We start from the raw sequence: 17,577 nt of genomic DNA on the forward strand, positions 1-17,577 counted from the left end.
CTTATTTGATCTCTACTTGTTCTTCGCCTGCTTCAGCGTTTGCGATTTCGCCAATTACCCATGCATTCTCACCTTCGTCCTGAAGAAGCTTAACAGCAGCATCTGCTTGATCTTTTGGTAGAGCAATAACAAGGCCAACACCACAGTTAAATGTGCGGTACATTTCGTGAGTGGTTACGTTGCCTTTTTCTTGTAGCCATTTGAAGATAACAGGCCATTCCCAGCTGTTTCCATCAACAACGGCTTTAGTGCCTTGTGGAAGAACGCGTGGGATGTTTTCCCAGAAACCACCACCGGTGATGTGAGAGATTGCATGGATATCGTGCTTCTCAATCATCTTAAGTGCTGATTTGATGTAAATTTTTGTTGGTTCTAGTAGGTGCTCACCAATAGTGCGGCCTGCTAGCTCTTCGTTTTTGTCTGCGCCAGATACTTCAAGAATCTTACGGATCAACGAGTAACCGTTTGAGTGTGGACCGCTTGAACCTACAGCGATAAGTGCATCACCAGCGGCAACTTTAGTGCCGTCGATAACGTCTTCTTTTTCAACGACACCAACACAGAAGCCCGCAACATCGTAGTCTTCGCCTTCGTACATTCCTGGCATTTCAGCCGTTTCACCACCGATTAGCGCACAACCTGCTTGTACACAGCCGTCTGCGATACCAGATACTACGTCAGCAGCCGTATCGACATCGAGTTTGCCTGTTGCGTAGTAATCTAAGAAGAACAATGGCTCAGCACCTTGTACGATTAGATCGTTTACACACATAGCAACAAGATCAACACCAATAGTGTCGTGCTTTTTCATATCCAGAGCTAAGCGCAGTTTAGTACCAACGCCGTCTGTACCTGAAACAAGAACTGGCTGCTTGTATTTAGTTGGCAGTTCGCATAGTGCGCCAAAACCACCAATACCACCCATTACCTCTGGGCGACGTGTGCGTTTTACTGCACCTTTAATACGGTCAACAAGCGCATTGCCTGCATCGATGTCAACGCCAGCGTCTTTGTAGCTAAGAGAAGTGTTATCAGCACTCACAGGGAAGTCCTCTGGTTTAAAGTTGGATATGAAAACGGCGCTATTCTACCAGTGGATAAACACAGATAGCAAACGTTTGCGCAAGTTTTTTCTTTTGTCATAGAACAAGAAATTGAGAACGAAATCGTTTATAATCTGAAGGTTTGTTTAAAAATCATCACATAAGCCGGAGATGGAAATGAAAGTTGTTGAAGTAAAACACCCTCTTGTTAAGCACAAACTTGGTCTAATGAGAGAAGGTGACATCAGCACTAAGCGCTTTCGCGAGCTAGCTACAGAAGTTGGTAGCTTGCTTACTTACGAAGCGACTGCAGACTTTGAAACAGAAAAAGTAACCATTGAAGGTTGGAATGGTCCAGTTGAAGTTGACCAAATTAAAGGTAAGAAGGTAACAGTTGTGCCAATCCTGCGTGCAGGTCTTGGTATGATGGATGGCGTTCTTGAGCATATGCCGAGTGCACGTATCAGTGTTGTTGGTATCTACCGTGATGAAGAAACACTAGAACCTGTTCCTTACTTCAACAAGCTAGCATCAAACATGGATGAGCGTATTGCGCTTGTTGTTGACCCAATGCTAGCGACTGGCGGTTCAATGATCGCAACAATCGATCTGCTTAAAGAGAAAGGTTGTAAATCGATTAAAGTTCTTGTGCTTGTTGCTGCACCTGAAGGTATTGAAGCACTTGAAAAAGCGCACCCTGATGTTGAGCTATTTACAGCTGCTATCGATGAGAAGCTAAACGACAAAGGCTACATCGTTCCTGGTCTTGGCGACGCAGGCGATAAGATCTTCGGTACAGTATAAGCTGAAGATGCTAAGTGAATGACAAGAGGAGCCGATTGGCTCCTCTTTTGTTTTATGGAACGGACTTCGTCCTTTAGATCGCTGCGCTGCTGGAAAACGGGAGCGGGCTTCGCCCTGCTAGGGGAAGAGCAAGGTGATATTTCGTCATTCCCTAGACTGACGCAGGAAGGAGTAGGGAATCTCAATAAGTCAGCGACTAGCTTGAAGAGATCCCCAACTCGTTCGTACCTCACTCTTGAGGATGACAAGCTAACCTTTGAAATAAAAAAGGGTTGGCATTAAGTGCCAACCCTCGAAAAATTTCTCCAGCTCTCCAGCTCTCCAGCTCTCCAGCTCTCCAGCTCTCCAGCTTACTTCTTCAAACTCAAAGTGCCGCCAGAGCGTGGTTTTGCAGGGCGCTGTGATTTATCACTGGAAGGCTTATAGAAAGTCTTACCTTTATTTGGCTTGGCTTTTGAGTCGCTTGAGTTGTTACCACTATCGCGGCCTTTCTTCGAGTTTGGTGCATGGCGGAACTCATCGGCGTTACGGCCTTTAAAAGTACGATTCTTTTGATTACGACGCGCTTTAGAGTCTTGGTTTTCTTCGCGGCTATCAAACAGCTTAGCATCAGTCGCTTTGCGAATGCGTTTACCCTTGCTATCTACTTTGGATGCCTCTTCAGTGCCGCTAGAGTCTTCACACATTACCAGAATCTCGGCTACTTCCGCATCTGTTAGGTAACGCCATTGTCCATTAGGAATCCCATCAAGCGAGATGTTCATAATGCGTACACGGCGAAGCTTGAATACTTCATAGCCTAATGCTTCACACATACGACGGATTTGGCGGTTGAGACCTTGAGTAAGCACAATGCGGAACGAGAATTTAGTCTCTTTAGTCACAGTACAAGGAAGAGTGATGGTATCGAGGATATTCACCCCTGAAGACATCTGCTTAATAAACTCTTCAGTGATCGGCTTATCTACGCGAACCACATACTCTTTTTCGTGGTTATTACCGGCGCGAAGAATCTTGTTTACGATATCGCCGTCGTTGGTTAAGAAGATCAACCCGTCTGAAGGTTTGTCTAAGCGACCAATCGGGAAAATACGTTTCTTGTGGCCGATGAAGTCAACGATATTACCCGGAATATCACGTTCTGTGGTACAGGTAATACCCGTCGGCTTATTGAGTGCGATGTAAACAGGTTTATCAGTGGCAGCTGCGATTGGCTTATCATCAACTCGGACGTCATCACCTAGCTGAACCTTGGTGCCCATTTCAGGTACTTTACCATTAATGGTGACGCGGCCTTGCTCGATGAGGCGGTCAGCTTCACGGCGTGAGCAAAAACCTGTTTCGCTGATAAACTTATTGAGGCGTTTAGCGTTATCTTGTGACATGTTGTTCTCCTAACGTTTCACAACGGCGGTTTAAAGGTGTGCTGACCAATAAATCAGCACATAGAGGGCGCGCATTCTAGCACTGTGCTACGCGTTAACCCAGTCGTTTTTGGTGGCGTTCACGAGTTTCGATTTTTTTCTCGGCGCTTTTTCGCAGTAAGACGTACACGGCACCGGTGCCACCATGGAAGCGCTGGGCACTGTGAACACATTGCACTTCTTTAATTTGCATCAGCCATTGAGAGACAAAACTCTTCATCAGTGCTGGTGGGTTAGAACGCTCACCTTTGCCATGAACAATGACCACGGTACGAATATCCATCCGCATACATTGCTTTAAGAACTTAACCACTTCATCGCGTGCTTGTTCGAGGGTACGTTTGTGTAAATCGAGTCTTGCTTGTATTGGGTATTTAGCAAGACGTAACTTTTTGTACACACCGTCTTGGACGCCATCACGTTTGAACTCGATAATATCGTCTGGCTTTATCATCTCAGCATGATCGATGGACAGATATTCAGGGTCTTCTTCTGTTAACCAGATGGCGGCCTCACGCTTAGCAAGTTGTGCATCGGTTACCTGATGTTGCTTTTTATGTTCGGTCGTATCTTGCTGAAGAGGTTTTACATCGCCCATCATTTGTTGAAATAGGCTTAGGTCATCATCATGAGACATAGCTACATCTCAGAGTAGTAAATCAATATCAACATTATACCTGTGAAGGTAAGGGGGGGATCAAGAGTTTGCTAGATGAGAAATAAAAAACCGAAGCAGACAAGGTATCTACTTCGGTGCATAGCGAATGTCTATTCTATGAATAGGGCTAAGCGATTCTAGTGAGGAGATTTGTCGTTCATCACTTTGTAGATGAAGTAACCGCCGTAGAACAGCATTAGACCGAAGGCGCCAAAGATGACAATCATTGAAGATAGACCTACCGCATTACCAAATAGGAGATCAAGCCAAAAGTCCATAGTTCCTCCAAAGAGTACAAAGTGAGATGACAAGGGTTAAGGTAAAACACGGTTAAATATGCAACACTGATCTGGATCAATTGTTGTTATTAGGTTGCGGATTTGTTCTTGTTGATGTGTTTTTGCTCACACTTTATACGTGTTAGATGATGTTTTATACAAACGGACAATAAAATTGAAAAAGTTACTTAAAATGGCTTGCGTTAGAAATCAGAATCCGTATTATACGCCTTCGTTGACGGGCAATGAGCTCGAATAAACATCTCGTGAAGAGCGTGCTAGGTAACGCATCTCGGGGTTTTGGAATAGCGGACCAGAGGGCGACCCTCTCGTAACGCGAGTTTCCAAGTCAACATTTCGGTGAATAGCGCAGCTTGGTAGCGCATCTGGTTTGGGACCAGAGGGTCGGGGGTTCGAATCCCTCTTCACCGACCATATATAGAAAAAGGCTCTGCAGAAATGCAGAGCCTTTTTCGTATTTAGGAACGGGCTACGCCCTATGGAAAGCGGGAACGGACTGCGTCCTAAGGAACGCTGCGCTTTTGGAAAATGGGATCGGGCTGCGCCCTGCTGGACAACTAGAATTGACTCCGGAATAGAAAGTGGAGCAGATTTAGTTATCCAGTTATCCAGTTATCCAGTTATCCAGTTATCCAGTTATCCAGTTATCCAGTTATCCAGTTATCCGTCATTCCCTAGAGTGACGAAGGAAGGAGTAGGGAATCTCCATGAGTCATCGACTTGCTTTAAGAGATCCCCAACTCACTCATTCTTCGCTCTTGAGGATGACAGCTTAATTTATTGAAATAAAAAGGGCTGACACAGAATGCCAACCCTCCAAGATTTCTCGTTTCTCGCTAATTCACATCACAACTGATCTCTTTGATTGGTGTTTCTGACGTCGTAAAGCAGATGTATGCCTCAACGGGATTATTTGGCCCGATGCGAATATAGCCAGCTTGCACCTCATCTTGGTTAAAAGAGATGGAGTGTGACTGGCCTTTCTGATTGTCAAAATAGATGGCTTCAAAGCTGCCTTGCATTTGATTAGCAACGCGATCACGAGTATGAGATGTAGTAAAAGTCACATTAGCACAGCGCATGGGCGGCTTTTCTTTAATAAGAATTTGACCACTTTCTCTATCCAGAACACCACCTTTTGTCTCTGAAGCTATATCAATAGGTTGGTAATATTCTATGGTACATGTGGCTTTGGCAAAGGCATGCGCGGAAAATAAGCTTAAGGAAGCAAGAAAGTAGCCTAAAGCTTTTGATTCTTTCGACATTGATGATTCAGTTTATTTGGTAAGTTTGATTCAAGCGTACCATCTTGCCACGTCCTAAGTATGTTAAAACGCTGCAAAATTAATGTATCGATCGGTCACAGTTAATAAGCAGCTTTAGTATTTAAACTCGCAGTTTGACGTTTTGCTCTTTGATAGCTGTGTTACTTTAAAACCTTCATCTTTCAGTAGCTTCAACACGCTTTGTTCACCTAATAAATGTAGGGTTCCAACGACAATGACATATGACCCTTTAGATTTAGGTAACCATTTGGGGTTGGAAAGTTTTTCTGCCCAATCAAGGTTGCGGTCGATAAGAAATGATTTTTCAAAATCCGGAGACATTTGTGTTAGTGAGGCAAATTCTTCTAGTTTACTCATATCACCCGCTTTCCAGCTTTCGATTAGGCAATGTGTCGCATCTTCAGAATGATCGAACTCCTCGATAGCGCTGATCAATAGCTCTTTGCCAGATTCTTTCTGCCCAGTCAGTAAATCAATTTGAAATTGCAGGGACTCAAGGCTTATCACAGGCTTTTCCCATAAGTTAGCTTTGTATGCGAGCCTAACATCTACCCCATCTGCGGCAGAGTAACCAAGGTATTCAATTTGCCTCATCTGAATGGCGAGAGCAGCAGCCCATGGCGGAGTGTGTAACAGTTCATTTGCGTTCATCTCTAACAAATTAGAAATACCGATGAGTTCGTTTTGTTGAGCTGTTGAAAGCACATCTTTAGATAGTAGCGTTGTTGGCGGGTACTTAATCCCCCCGTTTTGGCGAACGTCGGTTTCAACGATCAAGCCTTGGCTTGTCTTAAGTCGGTTGAAGACTATTTCAGGTAAGGGATACATACTCTTATCGCCAACATGAACAGAGCCTATGACTGTGTATTGCAGCCCACCTTTTTCAATGTTCCAGATGAGAGGCTCGGCTTGGATGCTTGCTGACAACACCAATAGTAAGAGAAGTAATTTACGCATTAATGGATCCTTACCGATGCGGAAAAATTGTTGAAATCCGTTATTTCAACGGAGTTTGACGAGGAAAAAGTGAGTACAACATCACGTTTTCGTATCCAAGTCATCTTTAGATATTACGATAACAAATGCCGTGTTGTGATCTTTCTTCACTTTAAATTGTGTTTTGCACCCGAAAGCTGTGATTTGGTTCTCAGTAATCTCGTTAAATTAACTACGTCGAAATTGACGAGTTGGATAAGTTTATGTTTTTTATCGCTTAAATTTAACTTGAAAATGTAAAGTTTGAATCTGATCACTTTCGGTGATGATTAATTTTACGATGAAAAATAACTCGCGATATGTTGTTTGCATCTTAGTTTTAGAGCCAACTTTTTTCGGCTTAATTTACGTTTTGGGGTAAGTAAGATGTTTAAACAGAGTCTGATCGCGGCGTCGGTTATCACTACATTATCAGGTTGTTCTTCGTTTCAATCTAATGAGCAAAGTGTTGTTAACTCACTGGCGAACAATCTAGATATTCAATATGAAGTGCTAACTAACCACGGCGCAAATGAAGGTCTTGCATGTCAAGACATGGGGGCTGAGTGGGCGTCTTGTAACAAAGTAAACATGACGCTAGTTAACCAAGGTGAAGCGGTTGACTCTAAAGATTGGGCTATTTACTTCCACAGCATTCGTCTGATTTTGGATGTTGAAAACGAGCAGTTCAAAATCTCTCGCGTAACGGGTGACCTACACAAACTAGAACCAACCGATAAGTTTGATGGTTTTGCTGCGGGTGAAGAGGTTGTGCTTCCTCTTGTTGCTGAATACTGGCAGCTATTTGAAACTGACTTCATGCCAGGCGCTTTCGTTGCTGCACCAAATGCAGAGCCTAAGATGATCGCTTCTCTTAACACAGAAGACGTTGCATCTTTCGTGACAGGCCTTGAGGTTAACAACCTAAAACGTACGCCAGATGACAACAACGTATTTGCAAACGCTGTGTCTCGTTTCGAGAAGAACGAAGACCTAGCAAAACAAGACGTATCAACCACGTTACTACCAACGCCAATGTCTGTTGAAGCAGGTAAAGGTACGGTAGATATCGCGGCGGGTATTGCGCTGCCTAAAGACGCATTCGATGCGACTCAATACGCAGCAATTCAAGATCGTGCAGAAGTGGTAGGTGTGGACGTTGGTGGTGATCTTCCTGTAAGCATCACTGTTGTTCCTGCAGACTTCACTGGTGAATTAGCGAAATCTGGTGCTTACGAAATGAGCATCAAAGGCGACGGTATTGCGATTAAAGCGTTTGACCAAGCAGGTGCTTTCTACGCGGTACAATCTATCTTTGGCCTGGTAGATAGCCAAAATGCTGATTCTCTACCACAACTGTCTATTAAAGATGCGCCGCGTTTTGATTACCGTGGTGTGATGGTGGACGTGGCTCGTAACTTCCACTCTAAAGACGCAATCCTCGCAACGCTTGACCAAATGGCAGCGTACAAGATGAACAAACTACACCTTCACCTAACGGATGATGAAGGTTGGCGTTTAGAAATCCCGGGTCTGCCTGAGCTGACTGAAGTGGGTGCTAACCGTTGTTTCGATTTGGAAGAGAAAAGCTGTTTACTGCCTCAGCTTGGCTCTGGTCCAACATCAGACAACTTTGGTTCTGGCTTCTTCAGCAAAGCAGACTACGTGGATATCTTGAAGTACGCGAAAGCACGTAACATCGAAGTGATTCCTGAAATCGATATGCCAGCGCACGCTCGTGCAGCAGTGGTATCAATGGAAGCACGTTACGACCGCCTAATGGAAGAAGGTAAAGAAGCGGAAGCGAACGAGTACCGCCTGATGGATCCTCAAGATACATCGAACGTAACGACGGTTCAGTTCTACAACAAGCAAAGCTTCATCAACCCATGTATGGAATCTTCAACTCGCTTTGTGGATAAGGTGATTTCAGAAGTGGCAGCAATGCACGCCAAGGCTGGTGCGCCACTAACAACATGGCACTTCGGTGGTGATGAAGCGAAGAACATCAAGCTAGGTGCTGGTTTCCAAGATGTGAACGCTGAAGACAAAGTAAGCTGGAAGGGTACGATTGACCTATCTAAACAAGACAAGCCATTCGCACAGTCTCCACAATGTCAGACGCTAATTACAGACGGTATGGTAAGCGACTTTGCTCATCTGCCAAGCCATTTTGCGGAAGAAGTATCGAAGATTGTGGCAGAGAAGGGCATTGCAAACTTCCAAGCATGGCAAGATGGTCTTAAGTACAGCGAAGGTGAGAAAGCGTTCGCAACAGAAAACACACGTGTTAACTTCTGGGACGTTCTTTACTGGGGTGGTACATCATCAGTGTATGAGTGGTCTAAGAAAGGTTACGACGTGATCGTTTCTAACCCTGACTACGTTTACATGGACATGCCATACGAAGTGGACCCGAAAGAGCGTGGTTACTACTGGGCAACACGTGCAACTGATACTCGTAAGATGTTTGGCTTTGCACCAGAGAACATGCCTCAGAACGCAGAAACCTCTGTAGACCGCGATGGTAACGGCTTTACTGGTAAAGGTGAAATCGAAGCGAAACCTTTCTACGGTCTATCGGCACAGCTTTGGTCTGAGACAGTACGTAACGACGAGCAATACGAGTACATGGTATTCCCTCGCGTACTTGCAGCGGCGGAGCGTGCATGGCACCGTGCAGATTGGGAAAACGACTACAAAGTGGGTGTTGAGTACTCGCAAAACTCTAACTTAGTCGACAAAGCGGCGCTAAACCAAGATTACAACCGCTTTGCCAACCTACTTGGTCAACGTGAACTGGCGAAGCTAGAGAAATCAGGTATCGACTACCGCCTACCTGTACCAGGTGCGAAAGTAGAAGATGGAACGCTTTCAATGAACGTTCAGTTCCCTGGTGTGAAGCTTCAATACTCTCTAGACGGCAAAAACTGGCTAACTTACGCAGACAATGCTCGTCCAAATGTAACTGGTGAAGTCTTCATCCGCTCGGTGTCAGCGATGGGTGACAAGGTCAGTCGTGTGACTAGCGTGAAATAGCGGATTAATTTCCCATAAAAACAAAAATGCCCGACCATTGATTTGGTCGGGCATTTTTTATTTTTACTATCAAGCAACTTGAGCTTGTTGCTCTTCAACTTGTTCTGCATTGCTGATTGGAGACTCAGCACCGTGCATCCAACGAACTAATGTATTTGAGAACATTAATAGGATGACACCAGAAACGGTTGCGGCAATGGCGATGCCACCAAAGATAGACATTGCACCTAGCTCACCTACATGAGAACCAATTAAACCTGCGACATAGTTAGCAATGGCGTTGAAACCAAACCATGCACCCATCATCAGTGATGCAAGGCGAAGTGGTGCTAGTTTTGTTACCAGTGATAGACCGATTGGTGATAGGCAAAGCTCACCCAGAGTATGGAAGAAGAATGCACCGACGAGCCACAGCATAGAGGTCTTAACGGCTGTATCGCCACCTTGCTCCATAACAGCACCCACCATACATAGGAAGCCTAGTGCCAAGAAGAACAGAGCCAAGGCAAATTTGACCGGTGAATTCGGCTCTTTTTTACCTAGCTTAACCCAGAAAGCGGCAAGTAAAGGCGCTAAAGTAATGATAAAGAATGGGTTAAGTGACTGGAACCAAGCGGCAGGCACTTCAAAGCTACCGATCATGCGATCTGTGTACTGCTGAGTATAGATATTCATCAGGCCGCCAGCTTGCTCAAAGCCTGCCCAGAATACGATGACAAATAGCCCCATAACTAGAATAACCTTCAAACGATCAACTTCTTGCTTAGTTAAAGGCTGTTTTTGTGCCGATTTTTTATTTTCTAAGTCACGAGCAGCAGCAGGTACAGTACCAATTTCGCCCAACCAAGATTTCGCCATCGTCATTTGCATGATAAGGCTAATGACCATACCTATGCCCGCGACAACAAAGCCCGCTTTCCAGCCAAATTCATTGGTGACAGAGCCTGAAACAACACCAGCAATAAGTGCACCCAAGTTGATACCCATGTAGAAGATAGTGAATGCGCCGTCACGACGGTTGTCTCCCTCTTCATACAGGTCACCAACCATAGTTGAGATGTTTGGTTTAAAGAGACCATTACCAGCAATCAGCAGTGCCAAACCAAGGTAGAAGCTGTGAACAGCACTCATGCCGACCATTTCAGCTGGCAGTGCTAGCGTGAACTGGCCAATAGCCATTAGAGCACCACCCATTAGAATTGAGCGGCGTTGACCTAGGTAGTTATCCGCTAACCAGCCACCGATCATTGGCGTAATGTAAACGAGTCCAGTATAGATGCCATACAGATCGAGAGCATCTTTAGTCGACCAGCCCAAGCCGCCGTTAAGGGTTGTATCTGTCAGATAAAGAACAAGAATGGCACGCATTGCGTAGTAGGAAAAACGCTCCCACAGCTCAGTACCAAACAAAAGGAATAGACCACGAGGGTGGCCAAGGATTTGTTGATGTTGGTTTGTCATAAATTTTACTAATGTGATTTATTAAAGATTTTTATTTGTTGTTACGTATACTCCTTAGTGGATCTATCTGCAATGCTCTAAACTATAAGTGGCATTTATGGTTTTTGTTTAAATCCTTGAATTGACAGAAGTATTTCCTTTAATTGCTCAAAAAATGACGTGCTACAAACTTAGTTTTCAAAATCGAGATTGTTGTTTTTACAATACGCTGTCACATCAAAGAGTAATGAGAAGTAGGCAATATTGACAAGGGTTGGTTGGTAAGTAACCAAATGGGTTGATTTTCATCAATTGAAGAAGCTTGCGGTGAAAAAAAAGAGGCTCTATGAGCCTCTTTTAAGTTTGTTTTTGATTAGTAAGAGTCGTTATGAACGCTTTGAACTGCTCGACCTGATGGATCGGCCATGTTCTTGAATGACTCATCCCATTCAATAGCCTTAGCTGACGAACAAGCTACCGATGGGCCTCCTGGGACACATTCTGCTGCTGATGGAAGCGGGAATAGCTCTTCAAAGATCTCGCGGTATACATAGCCTTCTTTTGTTGTTGGCGTGTTGTATGGGAAGCGGTAGGCTGCTGTTTCCATTTGTTGATCAGAGACTTTCGCTTCTGCCACTTCTTTTAGCGTATCGATCCAGCTGTAACCTACACCATCAGAGAACTGCTCTTTCTGACGCCATGCAATTGAGTCTGGTAGGTAATGCTCGAAGCACTCACGGAGGATGTGTTTTTCCATCTTACCGTTGCCACACATCTTGTCTTCAGGGTTTAGACGCATTGCCACGTCGATAAATTCTTTATCTAGGAATGGTACTCGACCTTCAACACCCCACGCAGCCAGCGATTTGTTAGCACGAGCACAGTCAAACATGTTGAGTGCTAGTAGCTTACGTACTGTTTCCTCATGGAACTCTTTTGCGTTTGGCGCTTTATGGAAGTAGAGGTAGCCACCGAAGATTTCATCGGCACCTTCACCAGAAAGAACCATCTTAATACCCATTGCTTTGATCTTACGGCCCATAAGGAACATAGGTGTCGAAGCGCGGATGGTGGTTACGTCGTAGGTTTCAATGTGGTAGATAACGTCACGGATGGCATCTAAGCCTTCTTGAATCGTGTAGGTCATCTCATGGTGAACAGTACCGATCTTGTCTGCGACTTCACGGGCTGCTTTCAGATCTGGTGCACCTTCTAAGCCAACCGCAAATGAGTGTAGCTGTGGCCACCATGCTTCTGACTTTTCATCATCTTCGATACGCATAGCAGCAAAACGCTTAGCAACAGCAGAAGTGATTGAAGAATCTAGACCACCAGATAGAAGTACACCATAAGGAACGTCTGTCATTAGTTGACGCTTAACCGCAGCTTCTAGCGCTTCAGTCAGTTCTTCTTTGCTGGTGCTGTTACCTTGAACTGCAGCATACTCGTTCCAGTCACGAATGTAGTAACGCTGTGGCTCTGCATCCCCACTACTGTAGTAGCAACCTGGAGGGAATTCGCTTACTGTTTTACATACTGGTACGAGCGCTTTCATTTCTGATGCTATGTAATAGTTGCCGTGCTCATCGTAACCTTGGTATAGAGGAATAATACCGATATGGTCACGACCAACGAGGTAGGTATCTTTCTCTTCATCGTATAGAACAAAAGCGAAAATACCGTTAAGTTCTTCTAGAAGATCTGCACCGAGATCTTGATACAAAGCTAGGATCACTTCACAGTCAGAATCGGTTTGGAAGTCGTATTTTCCTTCGTAGCGCGCACGAATTTCTTTGTGGTTGTAGATCTCGCCATTGACCGCAAGGATGTGCTTTTTATCAGAGCTATATAGAGGCTGCGCACCACTATTTAGACCAACAATCGCCAAACGCTCGTGAGCTAGAATTGCTTTCTCTGAAGAATAAATACCAGACCAGTCAGGGCCACGATGGCGAAGCTTCTTCGACATTTCTAAAGCAACAGGGCGTAGCGCTTCTGCATCACTCTTTATGTCAAGAATACCGAAAATCGAACACATACAACTTCCCTTTAAAATAAAATTAACTTGTTGAGTTCAATTTGCCATTCTGATTAAAAAAATCAACCGTGTTTGATGAAAAAGTTTAATGAACTCGGTTGTTATTAAATTTTATTTAATTAAATGGTAGTTTTGGTGAATGAAGTCTAAGTGTTGCTTTTTTTTTGTTCGGTGGAGGCAAAAAAGGCAGCGATTTGCTGCCTTTTGACTGAGATTATTTAGAGAAGTTGGGTTTGAGTTGATCGCAGACATGCCTCGCAAAACCGCTACCTGCCTCACTGTAGATGTTAAATGCAGCGTCCACACCACCCTCAACCAACGCATCTAGCTGATCTGGGTATTCTGCAATTGCGGCGATTTGACCTTGGAAGTTTTTACGCTGTAGTTGTTCTAAAGCGATTTGGTTACCTTGGTGGTGCGGCATCGCAAGTAATACGAGTTTTACGTTGGCTACGTCTAATATGCGTTCCCAAAAATCAGGGTCGGTAGCATCGCCTTCAATTACGTTTCTACCGTGAGCTTTGTGTTGATGGGCCGCATCTTCGCGAACTTCGATACCTAAGCTGATTTTTCCATAGCGATTTCTCAGTTCGTCGTAAGCACCAGTACCAATTCGACCCATGCCAAGGATCAGAACTTGAGCATGACCTGGGCTGATCAGTTGATCGCGGATGTTGAGGTTTTCTGCTGCATGTTCGCGTAACCAACGACCTGAGCGTTGATAAAGCGAGTGACCGTGGCGACTCAGTGGCGCGGCTAGTACAAACGAAATTGAAACAGCAATGGCAAGGGCGACCAGAATATCACCGCTCATCCAGCCCATTTTAAAGGCTAATCCACCAACGATAAGACCAAACTCACTGAAGTTAAATAGGCTTAATGACGCAAGTAGAGAGGTGCGCACGCGAAACTTAAATGCATTAAGCACTAAGAAGTAGAGAATCCCTTTTAGTGGCAGTAGCAACATGAACAAAATTGCGAGTGCAAAGCCAGAAAGCGTTGGCTGAGCGGATAAGCCGATATTTAGGAAGAAGCAGACTAGGAATAGTTCTTTTAGGTTGAATAGAGATTTAGATAATTCCGACGCTTTCTTATGTCCGGCGAGTAACATGCCAAGGATAAGAGCGCCGAGATCTGGCTTCATGCCGACTAATTCGAATAGACCCGCACCTGCAACTAGGGCAAAGAAAATCCCTAGAAGTACCAGCATTTCTCCGTGGCCGACCCAATCAAGCATTTTGAAGAATAGAGGTCTGAGTAATGGTAAGGCAAATAGCGCAATAGCGTACCATTCTGGAAGTTTGCCCGTTGAAGCGGTTAGGAACACAACGGCGAAGATGTCCTGCATGACCAGAATACCAATCGCAATGGTGCCGTAGGTAGCATTCATCTCCCCTTTCTCTTGCAGTGACTTCACAGCAAAGACGGTACTGGAGAAGGATAGGGCAAATCCAAGCAAGACGATTTGATCGATAGACATCGCCGCTAGCGAACTGACCCCTAAGAATTTGAAACAGAACAGCGCAACACTAAAGAGTGCAGTGGACAATAGATTGTGTAAGGTCGCACCTGCCCAGATCTCTTTAGAGAGTAGGGTCTTGATATCGAGCTTCAGACCAATAGTAAAAAGAAGCAGTGTTACACCGAGATCAGCAAGTGTGATGATGGTGTCGTTAGACTGAAAGCCGAAAGCGTGCAGCCCGAAGCCTGCCAATAAAAAGCCAACCAGTGGGGGGAGGTTGCATTTCAGTGCAATAAATCCGGCGAGAAACGCCGCTGAAATCAAGATCAGTTCCATATTAGTTTTGTTTCGTCCTAAAAAAACGGGCTACATATCGTAGCCCGTTATTCTAACTCAATTAGTTGCTTACTGGGGGGAGAAGATTAATCTTCTAACAATTTTTGTAGCAGAACTCCGTTTAACATTGCGCGTTTTATCATTGCGAATGCACCTAGGGTAGGCTGCTTATCAATTTGCGAGGCAACAATTGGTAAATCTGTGTGGAAAGTGGTGAGAGATTGGTTCTCAACGTTACGGCGAATCGCTGGGAAAAGAATCTCTTCACATTGAGTAATGTCGCCAGCAATCACAATCTTTTGCGGGTTAAACAAGTTGATCGTAATCGCAATTGCCTTACCCAATTGGTTACCAACACGTACTAAGCTCTGTTTAGCCAGTTCATCACCCATATTGGCATGCTCACAGACGTCAGAGATGCTGATGGTTTCAAGTTCAGTTAAGCTTGATTCATAACCTTGTTTGATCAGCTTGTTGACTCGTTCAACGATCGCTGGGTTAGCGGCTACAGTTTCTAGACAGCCAAAGTTGCCACATTGGCATTGCTCGCCAAGGGGATCAATTTGAATATGACCGATTTCACCGACGTTGCGGTTAAAGCCCAGGAATACTTGACCGTTAACGATAATACCCGCGCCTGTCCCTCGGTGAACACTGACAAGAATGGAATCTTGGCAATCTTGGCTAGCGCCAAAGTAGTGTTCAGCAAGCGCCATACCACGAACGTCGTTACCAACAAAACATTGTACATGGAAGGTATTATGAATCAGCTCAGATAGCGCAAGGTTGTCAATCGAGATATTTGGCATGTATTCAACCACGCCAGTTTCTGGATTGACGAGGCCAGGCAAGGCAACACCAATCGCAATAAGTTGATTGATATTGGTCTGGTTATCTTGAATAAAGGCTTTTAACTGGGAAAGTAACCCTTCGACCAGTTCTTCTTGGGTTGTATAGAAGAACTCGTTGTAATCTGAGGCAAGCTCTTTGCCGCCCAAATCGTACAAACTGAACTGAAGGTAGTCACGACCGAGTCGAATCGCTACTGAGTGGAAAGGCTCAACTTCTGTTGTCAAAGAGATCGCTCGGCGTCCCCCTGTAGAAGCTTGTTGCGCGACCTCTTTAATCAGGCCGCGCTCTAGAAGTTGGCGGGTAATTTTTGTAACACTGGCAGGCGCCAGTTGGCTAACATCAGCAACTTGAATCCTCGAAATTGGACCTTGCTGATCGATCAGCCTGTAAACAGCTGCACTATTTAGTTGTTTTACTAAATCTACGTTACCTATTTGTCCGCCATTCATTCTTAATTTTGCTCGTATTGTCCGTTAACAACTGTCGCCTGAACATTGAAGTCACGATCAAATACGGTAAGGTTAGCCACCATGCCTTTTTTAACTCGGCCTAGTTGCTCTTCCAACCCCATTGCTTTCGCAGGATACAGAGTAGCCATGCGCAGTGCTTCGTCCAGTGCGATACCGACGTGCTCAACCGTGTTTTGAACTGCTTCAATCATTGTTAGTGCTGAGCCGCCAAGTGTGCCGTTTTCATCAACACACTTACCATCTCGGTAATATACTTTCTTACCAACAAAAATAAAGTAATCCATGTCAGCGCCTGCAGGAGCTGTGGCATCGGTCACTAATACTAATTTTTCGCCCTTAATTTTGTGAGCGATACGAATGTTTGCATAGTCTACGTGGAAGCCGTCAGCAATGATGCCCGCATAAACGTCAGGGGTATCGTAGATTGCGCCTACAACACCTGGTTCACGGCCTACCATTGGCGTCATTGCATTGAATAAGTGAGTGGCAAATGAGATACCTGCGTCAAAGCCTTTACGGGCTTCGGCATAAGTGGCGTTTGTGTGACCAATTGATACCACAATACCCGCGGCTTTTAAGCGCTCGATATGTGCCGGGTCATTGTGTTCTGGAGCCAGTGTTACTTTTGCAATGACGTCTGTGTTTTCACACATGAAGTCGATCATGCTGTCTTCAGAAGGACGGATATGATCGACACTGTGAATGCCTTTTTTCATCACATTCAGGTATGGACCTTCAAGGTGCAGACCCAAAGATTGATTCTGATACTGAGCGTGATAGTCGCGCGCAGCAGCTACTGCTTGGCGCATGTCTTCGTCAGATGAAGTGATTAGCGTTGGAAGGAAGCTTGTACAACCAGACTTAAGATTCGCTTCATGCATGATTTGCATAGTTTCAGCGGTAATCTCGTCGTTTAGCATCACGCCACCACAACCATTTAACTGCAGGTCAATAAAGCCTGGGCTTAGGTTTGCGCCGTTTAGATCTCTTTTTTCAATGTCTGAAGGAAGCTCTGAGATTGGGCAAACTGATTCGATCAGGTTGTTGTTAATGATTACCGCATGTTCAACGAGGACGTCGCTGCCGGTATAAATTTTACAGTTAGTTAGCGCATACATGGTTAGCTAATCCTTATAAGTTTAGAATCTTAATGCCTTCGGTTATCTATTGAAGCTGCGTTTCACTACATAGTTGTACTTTATTTGTAAGCTTCAATTAGATCGCAAAATATCTTTAGCAAACGAAAAAATGAGTTCTCAATATTATGTAAGCATCATGGTGAATGCTTCAATGGTAAGTGATTCACGTCGCATTGGCGTTAGGTGCTATTACTAAGCCAGACAATCACTTTGGCCTTGTTAGTACTGTAAGAGTACCGCGAAACTGACTCAATGAATGCTATTTTTTTGTATTGTAAAATAAGTTTTATGATCTCGCTAGCAAAAACCTTC

General features: G+C 44.7%; 13 protein-coding genes and 1 tRNA gene. 3 read left to right on the forward strand and 11 right to left on the reverse strand.

Annotated elements, in window-relative coordinates; all coding sequences use genetic code 11:
* Nucleotide 1: 1 nt before the first annotated feature.
* Nucleotides 2-1,042, reverse strand: a complete 1,041-nt coding sequence (gene purM / locus IX91_RS03885) for a phosphoribosylformylglycinamidine cyclo-ligase (RefSeq protein ID WP_004742988.1) — start codon at nt 1,040-1,042, stop codon at nt 2-4.
* 178 nt (nt 1,043-1,220) lie between these two features.
* On the opposite strand from purM, the gene upp reads away from it, so the two are divergent.
* Nucleotides 1,221-1,847 carry a uracil phosphoribosyltransferase gene (gene upp / locus IX91_RS03890; protein WP_004742987.1) on the forward strand — a complete coding sequence of 209 codons (627 nt, stop codon included), beginning with the start codon at nt 1,221-1,223 and terminating at the stop codon, nt 1,845-1,847.
* Nucleotides 1,848-2,197: 350 nt separating this feature from the next.
* Here the strand turns inward: upp and rluF are convergent, their stop codons facing one another.
* The 3 genes from rluF to IX91_RS25620 all read right to left on the reverse strand — a co-directional run bounded on the left by rluF (nt 2,198) and on the right by IX91_RS25620 (nt 4,207).
* Nucleotides 2,198-3,232 (reverse strand): 23S rRNA pseudouridine(2604) synthase RluF, encoded by a 1,035-nt coding sequence (gene rluF / locus IX91_RS03900; RefSeq protein WP_004742985.1) that lies wholly within the window; start codon nt 3,230-3,232, stop codon nt 2,198-2,200.
* Nucleotides 3,233-3,326: 94 nt separating this feature from the next.
* On the reverse strand, nt 3,327-3,908 hold the full coding sequence (gene smrA, locus IX91_RS03905) for a DNA endonuclease SmrA (protein WP_004742984.1): 582 nt from the start codon (nt 3,906-3,908) through the stop codon (nt 3,327-3,329).
* A 158-nt stretch (nt 3,909-4,066) separates the two neighbouring features.
* Complete coding sequence (locus IX91_RS25620) at nt 4,067-4,207, reverse strand: DUF3149 domain-containing protein (protein WP_004742983.1); 141 nt, start codon at nt 4,205-4,207, stop codon at nt 4,067-4,069.
* Between the two features lie 358 nt (nt 4,208-4,565).
* On the opposite strand from IX91_RS25620, the gene IX91_RS03915 reads away from it, so the two are divergent.
* A tRNA-Pro gene (locus tag IX91_RS03915) sits at nt 4,566-4,642 on the forward strand.
* Nucleotides 4,643-5,064: 422 nt separating this feature from the next.
* Here IX91_RS03915 and IX91_RS03920 read toward each other — a convergent pair.
* A complete protein-coding gene (locus IX91_RS03920; RefSeq protein WP_004742982.1) occupies nt 5,065-5,493 on the reverse strand; it encodes a hypothetical protein in 429 nt (142 codons plus the stop codon).
* 114 nt (nt 5,494-5,607) lie between these two features.
* Nucleotides 5,608-6,471 (reverse strand): TraB/GumN family protein, encoded by an 864-nt coding sequence (locus IX91_RS03925; protein WP_004742981.1) that lies wholly within the window; start codon nt 6,469-6,471, stop codon nt 5,608-5,610.
* Nucleotides 6,472-6,876: 405 nt separating this feature from the next.
* On the opposite strand from IX91_RS03925, the gene IX91_RS03930 reads away from it, so the two are divergent.
* On the forward strand, nt 6,877-9,528 hold the full coding sequence (locus tag IX91_RS03930) for a beta-N-acetylhexosaminidase (RefSeq protein WP_004742980.1): 2,652 nt from the start codon (nt 6,877-6,879) through the stop codon (nt 9,526-9,528).
* Nucleotides 9,529-9,597: 69 nt separating this feature from the next.
* On the opposite strand, the gene IX91_RS03935 is transcribed toward IX91_RS03930, so the two are convergent.
* The 5 genes from IX91_RS03935 to nagA form a co-directional block, all read right to left on the reverse strand.
* Nucleotides 9,598-10,989 carry a peptide MFS transporter gene (locus IX91_RS03935; protein WP_004744493.1) on the reverse strand — a complete coding sequence of 464 codons (1,392 nt, stop codon included), beginning with the start codon at nt 10,987-10,989 and terminating at the stop codon, nt 9,598-9,600.
* Between the two features lie 352 nt (nt 10,990-11,341).
* Complete coding sequence (asnB, locus tag IX91_RS03940) at nt 11,342-13,006, reverse strand: asparagine synthase B (protein WP_004744494.1); 1,665 nt, start codon at nt 13,004-13,006, stop codon at nt 11,342-11,344.
* 214 nt (nt 13,007-13,220) lie between these two features.
* Nucleotides 13,221-14,804 (reverse strand): cation:proton antiporter family protein, encoded by a 1,584-nt coding sequence (locus IX91_RS03945; protein ID WP_004744495.1) that lies wholly within the window; start codon nt 14,802-14,804, stop codon nt 13,221-13,223.
* An 86-nt stretch (nt 14,805-14,890) separates the two neighbouring features.
* Complete coding sequence (nagC, locus tag IX91_RS03950; protein ID WP_004744496.1) at nt 14,891-16,105, reverse strand: DNA-binding transcriptional regulator NagC; 1,215 nt, start codon at nt 16,103-16,105, stop codon at nt 14,891-14,893.
* A 2-nt stretch (nt 16,106-16,107) separates the two neighbouring features.
* Nucleotides 16,108-17,244 carry an N-acetylglucosamine-6-phosphate deacetylase gene (gene nagA / locus IX91_RS03955; RefSeq protein WP_004744497.1) on the reverse strand — a complete coding sequence of 379 codons (1,137 nt, stop codon included), beginning with the start codon at nt 17,242-17,244 and terminating at the stop codon, nt 16,108-16,110.
* Nucleotides 17,245-17,577 lie beyond the last annotated feature (333 nt).

The sequence above is a fragment of the Vibrio tubiashii ATCC 19109 genome (assembly GCF_000772105.1).
Classification (GTDB): domain Bacteria; phylum Pseudomonadota; class Gammaproteobacteria; order Enterobacterales; family Vibrionaceae; genus Vibrio; species Vibrio tubiashii.